This window comes from Nocardia paucivorans NBRC 100373 (genome assembly GCF_000308675.1).
GTDB lineage: Bacteria > Actinomycetota > Actinomycetes > Mycobacteriales > Mycobacteriaceae > Nocardia > Nocardia paucivorans.
Genome location: NZ_BAGE01000018.1, coordinates 277,268 through 292,758, shown reverse-complemented (window position 1 = coordinate 292,758; position 15,491 = coordinate 277,268). Strand labels below are relative to the sequence as shown.

Sequence of the window (15,491 nt, the reverse complement as noted above, 5' to 3'; positions counted from 1 at the left end):
CGCTCGGCGCGTGTCTCGATTCGGTCGATCTCGTGAAGCAACCGCGTGGTCTCGTACCGCCACCGGAATTCCCGCTCCACCGCGACGAGTTCCGAGGATTTGTCGGTTCGGGCGCGCAGATCGGCCAACTCCTGGACGACCAATGCCTCGTCGGCCAATACCGCGGGCGATATCTCGAGCAGTTCCGCCAACCGCGTGCGCACCGCCGCGAGCTGGGTGTTCCAGTCCCGGCGCGCCTCGGAATCCGGCATCAGCACCGCACGCGGGTCCAACCATTGCCCATGATCGGCGAGTTCCGCGCGACGGGATTGCAGCTGCCACTGCACGGTGGACGACAAAGCCGGTGCGCGAGTAGCAGACTCACGGAGCAGTCGGTTCAGTTCCGGTCCGATATCCGGGCCGCCGCCTTCCGATACGGCGATGTCCGCGTTGGGGGCGCGCGGCATCCGCGCCCCCATGGTGGCGATCGCGAATGCCTTACCCTGCTCACCACGGGTTCGTCCGCCGGCTCCGGGCGGCACCACCGCGGTCCCGTCGGCGGCCCGCACAATGCCGTGCAACCCCACCACACCCGACAAACCATCACGCCACACCGCGAAATCGACCGCCGGACCATCCCCATCCCGCACCCACAGCCGACCGTTCTCCCGATACACCCGCACCGCATGCGCACCCACCGCACCCGGACGCTGGAAACCCTCGAACGCCACCGAGGCGATCATTCCCCCGCCCTCGGGCACCGCCGCCGCCAATGCGTCGAAATCGGCGAACCCCTCCCGGTGCCAATCCGCCCCCACCAGCAACACACCCAGTTCACCCGACACACCGTCCATCGGCGTCGGCATCGACTCCAGCCTCGCGATCCGCGCACGCAGATCCGCCACCACCACATCGTTCTCGGCGGCCGGCCCCAACAACCGCATCCGGGCCGTCAACGCCCGATTCAACTCACCCCGCGCCGCGATCAGGAAACAGTCGTTGGCCACCCCCTCCAACCGATGCGCGGGCAGCCACGCGACGAGTCCCTGGTCCGGTTGGTCGGCGACCACCGAATCCCGTCGACCCGCCAACATATCGTCGGCCAGAGCGTGAAGCACCAGATCCGGGTTCGCGACGCGGGCGGTGGCCTCGGCGGTGGAGGTCCCGTCGCGATACCCCACCAACCGCACCGCGGGCACCGGCTGTCCCGCCGCGGCCCGACCGTCCTGCAGTTCGGCCACCGCCCGCGCCAGGGCCGCCCCGTCCGGACCGAGCCACACCACCACCGCGTCGGGTCGCCCCGGCGTGGCGGCATCGCTCACCGCGGCGGCCGTGGCGCGCAGCAATGTCTCGTCGAGCGATGACGAATTCCAGTCCACCGCATGGAAGGCGACGTTTTCGGCCGTATCCGGATCACCGATCACCAGCAGCGTTCCGGTGGTGCCGGTCATCTGCACCGCCGGATGCCCGGGCACCTGCGCCGCCCAGCGCTCGGCGGCGGCGAGCAGCTCGATTCGGGAATTCACGAGCTTCTGGTGTCGGCGTTGTTCCGGGGTGAGTTCGTCGACCCGCGACAGCCCTTCCCGGCTGCGCCGCAACATCAACCGGGTCGCTTCGTCGCGCACGGCACGCGGGAAACCCGGTGCGCCGGCGACGGCCTCGGGAGTCGCCCGGATCAATGCCCGTCGGGTGTCCGGATCGGTCCATTCCCACGCGAGTGCGTGATCACGCGGCGAGCGCGCCCACTGCCGGGTGTTGTGCCACCAGTCCGTCGCCCGGGTGAACTGCTCCGGACGGTAGCCGGGGTCGGCGGGCAACGCCGGACGCGGCAGGGAACGTTCGGAAACCGTCCCACCGCCGTGCACTTCGGCGCGCCGCTCCAGGGCACGCACCCGTTCCGTGGCCAGATGGTACCGCCGTGCGGCGAGCATCACCCGCTCCATCTGGGCATTACGTGCCTGATCCGCGGCGGACAGCGATCGTCCTTCCCCGGCCTGGATCGCCATCTGCCGATCCTGATCCGCCAGGAATTCCCGCAACCGACCGAGTGCGCGCACCCGATCGTTTCCGGTCAGCTCCGCGCGAGTGACCGGCAGACCCGCGACGGCCTCGGCGGGCACCTCCCGCAACCCCTGCAGCGCGTTGGCCAACCCCCGCAGCGCGTTGGCCCGTTCGCCGGTCACCATTCGATGCGCGGCCCGCAGACCGAGCGGGATCGGTGGGTGTGCGAATTCATCGGTCGCCGGCAGCGGCTTCAATCGCGGTACCTCGCCACCGACGGGCCCCTCGGCGACCGGAACCGAAAGTCGATGTTCGACCGTCCGGAGTCGCTCGGATGCTTCCTCTTGTCGCCGCACCGCCTGCATGATGTCGCGCTCGCCGCGGAGGGGATCGTCGTCACCGATCGGGTACGGCATGTGGGTCAGGCGAACGAGTTTGTTGTAGGTCTGCACGTACTCGGGATGGGGCATACCGCGCATCAGGGACTGGGCCGCACGGGCCCACTCCGACGCCGTATCCCGCTGCACCCGCAGCGTGGTGGCCCATTCACCCAGTGCGGACAGGTAATTCGCCGCGTCCGCATACCCTTGCGAACGGCCCGCCTCCGCCTCGAACCAGACCCGGAACCGGGCGATCCGCGCCCCCAGCTCCCGCAGATGCCGGGCCGTGATCTCCACCGCGGCCAAAACATGCGCCTGGACGTTCAGCGCGCCCATTGCGCCGGTCCGCAATTCCTGGATGACCTGTTCGGGCGAGATCGGCCGGTCCGAATCCATTGTCGGCAAGTCCCGGACCGCCTCGCGCAACTCGGTCCACCACCGCTGGTACTCCCGCGCCAATGCGGTGTACTCGCGGCGCAGGGCGACGGGCGTGCCCACGGGCGGCGCGGGCAGCGCGCGGGACGCCGGCTCGTGCGGCGCGCACGACACCATCGTCAGGGTGATGTTGTCCCGCCCCCCGTCGAGCAGCGCGATCTCCAACAGACGCGCGCTCTGCGCGGCCAAATCGCCATGTTCCTGCCGCGCGACCTCGGCCAATGCGCCCGCTTCGGGGAGCGCGGTCCACAACCCGTCGGTATCCACCAGCACCACATCGGTATCCGACACCGTGCCGGAACGAACATTGTCCGTGGGAAGCTCTTCGCTCCCGCCGAGCCTGTGCCGCACGAATCGGGCTTCCGGCAGCCGCACCGCGGCTCGTTCGGAAATCCCTCTGTCGCGCATGACCCGTGTGAGACCGGAGTGATCGGTGGTCACCGTCTCCGACCGACCGTCTTCTCGAAGCACCTGGACCCGGGTGTCGCCGACCCAACCGGCCGTATACTGCCCCGGCCGGCCGTTGCGGCCCGGCTGCACCAGAACCGCCGCAATGGTGGTGGTGGGCGGAATGGGGTCGTTCGCGTACTCGGTGTCGGCCAACTCCGTCACCTTGGCCTGAGCCGCGGCGATCGCCTCGCGCATCGCCCGTTCGGTATCCGCGGTGGACAACCGCTGCCCCGGACCCAATTCCCGCGCCACCGCGGCCAGATGGTCCAGGGCCGCCTGCGCGGCGACTTCGGCGGCCCGATCCCCGCCGGTGCTCTCCGAGTCGCCGTCGGTCACCACGGAGATCCGGACCGGTCCGTCGGGGGTGTGGATCACCGCCGCGGCCATCCGGTCATCGTTGCGTTTCCGGTCCGCGTGGGCACCGAAGTCGCTGACCCCGACGATCGAACCGAGATCGACCTCGGAACGAACGGCCATCTCGGTGGCGGTATCCACCGGACCGTGATGTGTGGGCACATCCCTCGGGTCGGTGCCGTTCTCCCATGGACCGCCGAGGGCCGCGACCGGTCGCAGTACGGGATCGGCCGCCAACTGCCGCAGGACGTCCTCGACCTCTCGTCGGGCCCGTAGCAGCCGTGCCCATTCCGGGGTCGGCTCGAGAACCCTCACATGCGGGACGTCCGATGCGTCCATCCTCCGGTCGGCATCCGAGATCTGCCGCATGACCACATCCGCGGCCGACCACTCCGCCACCGTGGCGGCATACCGCGCCAATATCCGACGCTGTTGTGCCGAGAGCGGCCCGCGTTGGACGGAAGTCAGCAGATCGGTGAACGCACCGACCTCTTTCGCCAGTTGGGTGACGCGACGAACCGTCTCGCGAAGCGACGGTGTGACGAGTCGCTCCGCCGGGCCCGGGGCCGGACTGTTTTCGGGGTGGCCGTTCGCGATGTCCATCCTGCGCGCCCGACGCATTGCCGCGGCCTCACGCGCCATCGCTTGACGTGCCTGGTGGTAATCGAGCAGGGCCTGCCGCCCCGCCGCGAGCCGATCTCGTCCGATGGGCGGCGGATCACCGGGTTCGGTCGGTGCGGCCGTCACGGCGACAGCGGTGATGTTGTCGGTTTCCCCACCGGCCAGCTCCTGGTCGACCAAGGAGGCCAGCGTGGCGGACAGATCGCCGTCATGGGCGGCGAGAGCGCGCGCGAACGCCGGTGCCTGTCGGTTCTGCCCACCGACGCCGTCGGTGCGAACGAGCAGGACATCGGTGGCGGCCAGCTCACCGTCGGTGAGGTAGCGATGGTGTCGTTGCGTACCTTTCGCCGGTGGTCCGCCGGCCGAACCGTAGCCTTCCGCGTTCCGGGTGCCCAAACCGAGCACATTCATCAACCCGCCGCTACCGACCGGCGCTTCGCCGACCACCTGCGAGACCTCGTCGACCAGTTCCGCGGTGGATTTGGTCGAACCATTGGCCTTGGCGGCGTCGACCGCGTCGAAGAGCATGCCCATTCCGACGAAGGAATGGTCGAAGGTCACCGTCCGCGACTTGCCCGGGTCGGTCGGATCGAGGACGTCGACCCGACTGTCACCGACCCAGCCCGCCGTGTACCGGCCAGGCCTGCCGTCCTGCCCCGGATCCACCAGAACCAACGCGATGGTGGCCTGCGGCGGCAACTTGATGCTCTTCTGGTCGGCGCCTGCCGTGATATCCGCCTCGGCCTTCAACCGCACCTCGCGGTACTCCCGATCGGTCAGCGCCATGACCGCGTTCTGCGCCGCGGCGATCGCCTCGTCCACCATCTGCCGGCGCTGCGCGTCGGTGACCGGGGTGCGGGAGTCGTGCGCCTGCAAGGCCGTGCGCAGGCTTTCGCGGGCTGCCGCGACCGCCGCCGAGGAGGCGCGGTGACCGTCCACCGACCGGGACACCCCGTCGGAGACGATCGCGAACCGGATGGGCCTGCCGCCGACGAGGACCACATCGGCGGCCATCGCGTCCTGGTTGCCGTTCTTGTCCGGGCCCCGATCGCTCACCCCGACAACGGAACCCAGGTCCAGGTTGTCCCGGGCGAGTTGTGCCCAACTCGTCCGCAGCGGCTCGATCGCGGCGAGTGCCCGATGGACGAGTGCGCGTACCTCGGCTTCGTCGCCCGGGTGCAATACCGCGTCGCGCACGGTGTCCACCACGGTGGACCACTCCGGCAGGGCGTCGGCGAATCGCCCGGCCGCGGCAAGCCACTCCGGGGTGTGCTGTTCCCGCTCGCGCAACTCGGCGAGCAGCACCTCGACCTGCCCGCGCATACCGTCGAGTTCGTGATAGTGGTGCGTGTGCGCGGCCAACTCGGTCCAGCCGAGTCGCGGATCCTGTCCCGGGTCGAGCGACCGGCCACCCGCCCAGGCGAGCCGCGGATCGGCCGACGCCGCGGGTTCCTCGGGCACCAGGTCGCGCAGACGGCGGAGTTCGGTGTCGTACTGCCCCGACCGCAGCGCGACCCGCGTGGCATCGTCCACCGCCACACCCGTGGTGTGCAGCCGGTCCATCGCGGTTTCCATCCGAGCGCGCGCGGCGTCCCGTCGCGCGGCCAGATCGACCAGCGCCTGTCCCAACAGACGCCGCGTGCGCTGCGGCGGCGATGGGTCCGCACGGGCGGTCCCCACCCGAGCAACCCCGCCGGCTGCGTCGATATCCGGCTGCCCGCCGATATTCGAAACGGGGAACGAGACACCCGCCAATCCGCCGGTTCCGCTGTCGCCGAGGGGCACCACCGCGGTCCCGTCGGCGGCCCGCACAATACCGTGCAACCCCACCACACCCGACAAACCATCACGCCACACCGCGAAATCGACCGCCGGACCATCCCCATCCCGCACCCACAGCCGACCGTTCTCCCGATACACCCGCACCGCATGCGCACCCACCGCCCCCGGACGCTGGAAACCCTCGAACGCCACCGACGCGACCATCACCCCGCCCTCGGGCACCGCCGCCGCCAATGCGTCGAAATCGGCGAACCCCTCCCGGTGCCAATCCGCCCCCATCCATTGCGCGCCCGCCTCGCCGGACACCCCGTTCAGCGGCGCCGACGCCGGCTCCAGCATCGCGATCCGCGCACGCAGATCCGCCACCACCGCATCGTTCTCGGGATCAACACCCGGCATCCGCAACCGGACCGCCAACGAATGTCGCAACGCGCCCCGAGCCGCGACCAGGAAACAGTCGTTGGCCACCCCCTCCAACCGATGCGCGGGCAGCCACCGCGCGACCCCCGGGTTCCAGGCGTCGACATCGACACGGTCCCGGTACTCCGCCAGCGCCGCGTCGTCCAGGGCATGCAGCACCAGGTCCGGATCGGCCTGGGGGACTCCATCGCGCCGCTGCGCCACCGGAGTGGCGTCGTCGTGCCCGACCAACACCACATCCGGCGTTGAAAGACCACGATCGGCGCGGGTTTCCAACATCCCGGCCACATCCCGGGCCAGGGCAGGACCGTCCGGTCCGACCCACACCACCGCCGCCGCGGGCCGGCCGGCGGACGCGACACCGTCGACCGCGGCCGAGGTGGCCTGCATCAGTGTCGCGGGCCCGTCCTGGCTGTGGCGGTCCACCGCGTGGAAGCGGACCTCTTCCGCGGTATCCAGATCGCCGATCACCAGCATCGGCCCGGTTCGGCCGATCAGGTGCACCGCCGGATGCCCCGGCGCCTGCGCCGTCCACCGCTCGGCCGCCGCCACCAGGTCCACCCAGGAATCCAGCGTCGCCGCCCAGCGCGGGTCGGTATCGGACTGCTGCCGCAGTCGCTCCCGCTCACGCCGCAAGGCCAACCGCATCGCCTCGTCGCGGACCGCGGGCGGAATTCCCTCGGTTTCGGCGATCACCCCTGGCAACACCTGAATGAGCGCCCGCCGGGTGTCGTGATCGGTCGACGCCCACATATCCGCGACATCGGCGGGCGTGAACGCCGTCGCCTGGAAAACCCGCCACCGCAGTACGGCCCGGTCACGCTGCCGCTCGGTGAACCCGTTGTCCAGGGGCAATGTCGGCCGGGGCCGAGCATCCAGGGTGTCCGTTCCGTCGCCATGGGCCCGGATGCGCTGTTCGAGCGCATGCACCCGCTGGTCGGCCCGGTGGTATCGCTGTGTGGCGCGGATCAACCGGTCGATATCGCGCACCAGCGCCTCGTTCCGCACCCGGTCGGCCTCGAACCGGGCCAATGTATGCGGGTCGTCGGGGGACGCATCCGCCGGCAACTGCCGCGGCGCGTCCGAGTCGGGCGAGACCTCGGCCGCCATCCGACGCAGCACCTCGAGCGCATCGGCGTGATCGGCGGACACCAATTCCTCGACGGTGACCGGTAGTCCACCGATCGACGCGCGCAAAACCTCCCGCGCGTTCTCCCGCTCCGTCACGAGTAGCCGGTAGCCGTGCCGCAAACCGGGCGGGATCTCCAGGCTTCCGTCATACGACCGGGTGTCGTCGAGTCGCCGCACGCTGCGGTCGACCTCGTGAGACATATCGATATAGCGACGCGCCGCGTCCGCCACCCGCGCATTGTCCGGGATCTGCTCGTCCACCCGGATCGAACCGGGAAGTTCCGGCAGTCGCATCAACTCGCCGTGGCGCTGCTCGGCCACTGCCGCCTCGGCATCGGCCAGTGCGCCTTCCCGCAGGTCGCGCAGTGAGGTCGACCAATCCGACAGAGCAGCAAGGTAATTGGTCTCGTCCCGGGTCCACTGTGTCGGTGACCGGTCACCGGCCGTATCGAGCCACTGCCGCAGCTCGGTCACTCGTTCGGTGAGCGCGTGGAAATGGCGCGCTGCAATCTCCGCCCGCACCCGCGCCTCCGGGGCGGCATCCGCATCCGCGAGGCGCCGCATCTCGGCGGCGAGCCGACCCGGCACCGCCAGGCGTTCCGGATTCGCTCCCGCCGGCGCGGCCAATCGCCACAGTTCGGTGCGGGCCCGCGCGTATTCCTCGGCCAGAACCCGATAGTGCCGCCGAACCTCACCGGGCATATCGGCCGGCGGCGGGGGCAGCCTGTGCGGTGTCGGTCCGGTCGAGTCACAGGACACCAGCGTGAGGGTGATGTGGTCCGCGCCACCGTTGAGCAGGGCCCGGTTCAGCAGGCGGGCGCCCATATCCCGCAGATCGCTGTTTCGCCCGCCGTCCAGGACGATATCCATCTCGTCCGGTTCCGGGTTGGTGCCCCACAGCCCGTCGGTGCTCAGCAGCACGATATCGGTTTCCGACACCGTGCCGGAGGTGATGTACTCCCCGTGCAGGGCGTCGTTCGGGGGCGGCGGGCCGGCGTCGCGGCCGAGCACCCACGCGACACCGTGCGCATCCGGGTCGCGCAGTGCCTCCCGCTGGCTCAATCCCTGATCCACCAGATACGGCAGCGCCGAATGGTCCCGGGAAACCGCCTCGGACTCGCCCTCGGCCCGCAGCACCTGTATTCGGGTGTCGCCGACCCAACCCGCCGTGTACTGCCCGGGCCTGCCGTCTTGTCCCGGCCGGACCATGACCGCGGCGATCGTCGTCCGGGGCGGATTGGGGATGTCGGCGTACTCCTCCTCGGTCAGCCGCACCACCGCGGCCTGGGCCGCGTCGATCGCCTCCTGCATCGCCTGGTTCGCCTGCTCGGTGGTGAAAACCCCCCGCTGCTCGAATGCGAACGCGGCCAGATGCAACCGGGCGGCCCGTGCGGCGACCCGCGCGGCGCGATGGGAATCGAGCGACGACCCCACCCCGTCGCACACCACCGAGATACGGACCGGCCCTTCCGGGGTGTCCACCACCGCCGAATCCATCCAGTCCTGGTTGCGCCCTTTGTATATGTTGGCGCCCCTGTCACTGACCCCGAAGATCGTGTCGAGATCAATGTCGAAATGGTCGACCGGATCGGTGGAATTGTCGGGGACGGTGGTGTCCGGGGTGAAGGTGACCGGCCCCCACCCGCCGTCCACCTCGGCGACCGGCCGCAGGACGGGATCGGCGGCGAGCTGCCGAGCCATTCGGCGAACGTACTGGGTCTCCTCCTGGAACGGCCAATCCTCTTCCCCCTCCTGCAACAACGTCGCCACGTCCACGTCCCCCGACGGCGAAAGCCACGACTTCGTGGTCTGCCACTGCGCCGCCGCGGAGCCGAATTCCAGCAGTAGCTGCCGCTGATACACCGAAATCCCGTTCGGCGTTTCGGCGCCGAGTCGCCGAACGAATTCGTCGACCGCCCGCTGCGCTTCCATATAGCGGGCGACGGCGGATCGGACCGCACCCCGCACCTGCCGTTCCCTTGGGCCCGGTCCGTTGTCGTCGGGACGTTCGTCCAGCCCCTCCTCGTAACGTGCCTCGTCCAATCCGCGCGCCGTACGCAATCTGTCCGCCGCGAGAACCATCTCCTGCCGCGCATTGCTATAGGCGACCAGGTCGTCGAGCCCCGTCCGCAGCCACGACGCATCGGGGCGTCCCGCGGGTTCCGACGACACGGACTCCGGATCCGACGACGCAGACTCCGGATCCGACGACACGGGCTCGCTCGTCGTGGCTTGTACGGCGACACCGGTGATACTGCCCCTGGCCCCGGCCGCGCGAGCGTCGTCGACCAGGTCGGTCAGCGCGCCGCGCAGATCACCCGGGTTGTCGGCGAAAGCCTGGGCGAGTGTGGGCGTTCGACGACCGATATCCCCCCACCCGGCCGTGCGCGCCAGCACGATCTGCGCCTCGGCGAGTCGACCGGTGGTGATATAGCGGCCTTCCTCGGTCGGCGGGCCACCGGGGGTCTCGGGACGGGTGCCGAAACCGAGCGCGTGATCGAGTCTGCGGCCCGCGTGCCCGAGTTCCGCGTCCGCGCCGGCCTCACTTCCGGCGATCACGTACCCGGCCTCACCCGCGGCCTCGGCCATGGAATTTCCGACCGGCGAATGGTCGAAGGTCACCGTCCGCGCGGTATCCGGGTCGGTCGGGTCGAGCACATCGACCCGACAGTCGCCGACCCAGCCCGCGGTGTAGTTCCCGGACTCGCCGTCACGACCGGGATCGACCATCACCACCGCGATGGAAGTCTGCGGCGGCATGACAACCAGCCGGGCACCCGCATTGATCGCCCGTTGCGCCCGATCCCGGTCGTCGGTGTACTCCCGATCGGTCAGGTCCATGACCGCCGTCTGCGCCGCGTCGATGGCCTCGCGCACCATACGAGCCCGGTCGGCTTCGGTGAGTCCCTCTTCGGACGAGTGCTCCCGCAACGCATTTCGCAGACTCTCGTACGCCGCCGCGGTCGCCACATCGGCGGCCCGGTGGCCATCGATGGAATCGACCACCCCGCCGGCGGTGACGGCGATACGGATCGGGCGGCCGGCCACGACAATGACATCGGCTGCCATTGCATCCTGATTGGCGTTCTGCTCCGGTCCTCGATCGCTCATCCCGGCGATCGAGGACCGATCCAAAACCTCCTGTCCGAGTCGGGTCCAGTTGGACTGCAACGAGTCGGTCCAGTCGAAAAGGTCGCTGATGATCCGGGACATCTCGGGTTCGGACACGCGCGTCAGCGTCGCGTCGCGCGCCTCACGCAGCGCGGTGGCGACAGTGGTGGCCAAGGTCGCGTGCCAGGCCGCCGCGGACAGCCACCGTGCCGAACCCCGATCGTGATCCCGGATCTGCGCCAGCAGCACGGTGCACTGCTCGACCACGGCCACCAGCTCGTGATAGAAGTGCGTATTCGCCGACAGCACCTGCCACTCACGTGACGAGTCCTGCACCCGGGTCAGTTCGGTATCGAAATCCGGCAGGGACAACGCCCGGCGAGCGATATCGTCCAGCCCCAATGCGGTCGCAGCGCTTTCCATTTCCTGGCGTGCGGTGTCCAGCTCACCGCTCAACCGGGTGACCGTCTCGGTCAACCGCTGCAATGCCCTGGCGCGGTTCTGCGTGATCTCCTCGTCTTGGGCGGACCGATTGTCGTCCGGGGTGGCCTGCCTGTTCGGATCCGTAAGCGCCGACAGCTGTTCTTCGGAGGCCCGGACCTGCTCGGTCAGCGTGTGGTGACGCCGAACAACAGCATCCAGTCGTTGCAGCTCCGCCGCGTCCACGTTCTCGGCGCGCAATCGGGCCAATTCCGCCTCGAAGTCCGCCGTCAGCAACCGGGACAGCCGAGCCTGCGAAATCTTCCCGGCGAAAACCTCCACATCCCGCAGCGAGCCCGCCCACCTCGCCAACGTGTCGGCGTGCATGTACACCCGCACAATCCGCTGTGGGTCCGCCGAGGCCGGGCCCGACTCCAGTTCCGCGAATCTCTGCAACGCCCGCCCGAGCTCGTGGAAGCGCGGCACCACCACACGCAACCGGTCGCGGGCGTCGAGGATCCGCTCCAATTCCGCCACCGGCGTGTCGTCATCGACCGCCACTCCGGACAACTGATCCAACGCATCGGCGAACCGCGTGGGATCGCGCAGCGCGTCGAGCTCGCCCGCCGTGATCCGGCCGGTGCGCGCCGCGTCGGCGAACTCGTCGAGCGCGCCGCGCTGCTGGTCACGTAGGAGGGACAGCCCCTCATCCAGCAGCTGCTGGGCCCGTCGCTGTTGCTCTTCTCGATAGAAGGTCCGGGCGGCGCGACGCTCTTCCTCGGTGGGATCGTCGTTCGACCCCGAACCGGCGACCAACGGGTTCACCATCGAACCGTCGGCGCGAATCCCCATGACCCAGATTCGCTTCAGATCCGCGGGCACATTGTCCGGATCGAACGCTCTCGGCGGCCCGTTCTCGGGATCGTCGACCATCACCACGCCGTCGTCCAGGTACATGGTGAACGAGTGGCCGAGACCCACCCCGTCCTCGTTCTGCGTGGTGTATGCGTAGACCACGATCAGCGTGCCGCCATCGCCCAGCTCTTCCACCTGCTCGGCGAGGTGGGCGTGCTCCGGTACCGACTTCCAGTCGCTCTTGGACTGCTCTCGGCGGTCGGCCGCCAGAGCCCGCAACCGCTGCCGCTCCGCCTCGGCTTGTTGCAGCAGTTGCTGGGCCTGCTCCTCGGCCTTTTGCCGCTCGCTCCGCAACACCCGCTGCGGCACCTCGTCCAATCGGTCGATCCGGCTCTGGAGGTTGAGCAATCGGTCGTTGATCTGGCCCCGGAGCTCGCGCACTCGAGTGGCGTGCTGGTGCAGTTCCCTGATGCGCCGGACGGCCGTACTTCGCAGCTGCTGTTCCTGCTGCCGCGCCTCGTCCTGCAACCGCTGCTGCGCTTCCGGTTCCGCCTCTTGGAGCTGCTCCGCCAACCGCTGCTTCTGCCGCTGCACCTCCTGCCGCATCTCCGCGGCCACAGCCCGCTGCTGTGCCTGCAGGTCGCGAACTCCCGCATCCGCGGTTCGCGCCTCCGACGCCAGTTGCTGCTGCTGTTGGACCAACCGGTCTCGGGCCCGTTCCACCCGCGCGGTTCGCCGCTTCGCCCGTTTCCTGGCCGCGTTCGTCACCTGGTGACTCATACCGGCCACACGGTCGTATTCCGTGGCGGCCGACAGCCGCAGTCGCAACGCTTCCTGCCGCGGCGTAACACCCCGATCGCTGCCCGATTCGGTCAGCCTGCCACCCATGTGGCGCTGGAAATCCGTGGAGGACACGCCGTCTCGCCCCGCACGCCCCATCGGGCGGAATCCCGCATCGGGGTGACGCCCGATAACCGTGGCCACCGTCCGTGGAGCACACTGACCGTCCAGGCTCGCGTCGAGATCCGAATCGCCCTGTATATCCGGGTCTTCGGAGTCATCCATATCCGGGTCGGACGCACCGTCGTCGGAGTCGTTTTCCCCGGTGGTCGAGTCGTCCGGATCCGCAGTATCCGGGTCGGTCCGAACATCCGAATCCCCCCGATCCGCAACATCCGGATCGGACCGAACATCCGAATCCCCCCGATCCGCAACATCCGGATCCTGACGACCCGCGGTGTTCGGATCACTGTCACCGGCAGGCGAATCGTCCGCGTTTCTCGTGTCCGGCTCCCCACGACTCGTCGTGTCCGCACCGTCCCGCGCCCCGGTGGCGGTGGCAGTGGTGGTGGATCGATCCGTATCCACATCCGTCCGATTCCCCGCGTTCGGGGCGGTGTCACCGGTCGGGTCGCTCTCTCCCGACCGCGCCGAAGTGGCCGCATCGTCTCGGAGGGCCGGTGCTTGCGCCGATTCGGCATCGCTGTCGGGTTGCGCCGTCACCATGGAGGTATCGGCATCGGCATCCGTACGCCCCGAAGCCGTGACATCCACCGACGGCGCTTCGCTGTCGGCAATACCGGCCTGTATCGAACCACCCCGTTGGGAACCGCCCGTCCCGGATGTGGCGGCTCCCGCTCCCGTCCCGGTAGCGGCCGATGCACCGGATCCGGCCGTATCGTCGGCCTGTCCTGCCGACGATTGATCCTCCGATGTCCGATCCGACGATCGATTCGTAACGCGCGATGAGCCGGGGGAACCACTCGATGATGCCGCGGACGACCTCGCCCCGGACGCGGCCGACGAGGACGAGGAGCTCGTCCCGGTGGCAGGCGTGGAGCCGGAAGCCGACCCCCCGGACGCGGATGAGCCGGCCGACGCCCCGGACGCGACCGACGCCCCGGACACAGCCGCCCCACCGGATATAGCCGCCCCACCCGACGCAGCCGCTCCACCGGACACGGACGGGGTACCGGATACCGAAGTCCCATCGGCGCTCGCCGAAGCACCGGCAACCCCTGCTCCGCTGTCCAACGCGCTCGTTCCGACGGAGCCCTCCGGAAGCAAACCGGATGAACCGGAGTTTGCGGCCGTACCGTCTACCGTGCCCGCTCCGACCCCTTGCGTGCCGACGGAGCTCGCCGATGATCCGGAATTCGTTGCCGTAGAACCGCTCTCGCCGGTGGTTTGCGACCCGGTCCCGCCATCCGACCTGCCTGTCGTCGCCGCGTCGGTCCGCCCGGATTCCGGACGGGCGCCCGAACGCGCATCGGTATCCCCCTCGGCGGTACCGGTATCTCCTTCTCCGGGGCGGCCCGCGGTATCCGACTGCGCATCGGTGGTCCCGGCGGAGGCACCTGGGTCACCCTCTCCGGTGTGACCGGAAGTACCCGATTCGCCCTGGGTTGCCGGTGCGTTCGTGTCCCCCTGAGCGCCCGAAGCATTCACTGCCCCAGAGGAATTCGTATTTCCGGCATCGCCGGGAGCCGCACCCGCACGTCCCGAACCGTCGCCCGAGGCACCGTCCGGAGACGGCGCGGTACCGTCACCGACATTCGGGGTGCTGCTACCGATCTGCATGAAGTCTTCACGACGCATCGGCCTACCGGAGTAGTCGCTACCGCCGTGCCAGCCGTAGTACATACTGGGCCCGATACCGCCGAGCACACCACCGGTAAGTGATCGCGGGTCCAGCGTCCAGTCCCCCGAACTCAAACCGGTTGCGCCCCAAGCCGCGAGCGCACCGGCCAAACCGGCACCCGCGCCGACGATCGCGCCGCGTCCCAGCCCGCCCCATCGGTCGGGCCGCCACGGCAGCCGCTGCGTGGCCCGGTGCAGTCCATGACCGGCGGCCCCGCCGACAGCGCCGGCGACACCGGAAATCCACGCGTTCGTCCAGATCGCGCCCCAGTCGTAACCGTCTTTGTAGTCCTGCGCGATCAACGTGGTCTGTACGGCGACTTCCTGGGTGGTGCCCTGGAAGATCTCGACGAAACCTTCCTGGATCATCTCGTAGACGACCTTGGAGGCGATCTCGGTCACGACGGTGTTGGAGATGACCTTGCCCAGATAATGCTCGATCATCGCGGTCAGCCGAGTACCGATGAGCCGGAACAGCATCTGCGTATAGCTGATCGCCGCGATCTGGATACTGGGTCCGACCGGGCCCATCACCACGGCCCAGGCGAGTTCCCCGGCCAACCAGGCCAGACCGATGATTCCGTTCAGTTTGGCCGAGACGATCTCACCGCCGAAACCGTGAATGCCTTCGGCGAGAGCGCCGTAATTCTTCGCCGCCTGCTCGGCCTGTTCGCGAAGTTCCTTCAGCCCCTTGATGATCTGCTCGCCGCCCCGACCCGAGGGATAGGCGATTTCGATCTGATGAATGGCATCGTCGATCTTGGGCAGCTCTTGCTCCCGGATCTGCTTCTGCAGCTCCTGGAAGCCCTCCCGCATGACCTGGGCATAATCCTCGTTGCCGACCGGGATCTCCGAGCCGGCGACATAACCGAGCAACCAGGCCAGTTCGGCGGGGGGAAAGGGGATGGCCAC

1 protein-coding gene (cut by a window edge) is annotated in these 15,491 nt (G+C 69.1%); it reads right to left on the bottom strand.

Translation table 11 applies throughout. The features are described 5' to 3' along the window. Positions 1-15,491: the start of a LacI family DNA-binding transcriptional regulator gene (locus ON32_RS03710; protein ID WP_040788662.1), read on the bottom strand. The gene continues 48,751 nt to the left of window position 1, outside the view; the window shows 15,491 of its 64,242 coding nt (coding positions 1-15,491); it begins with the start codon at positions 15,489-15,491; the stop codon falls past the left edge of the window.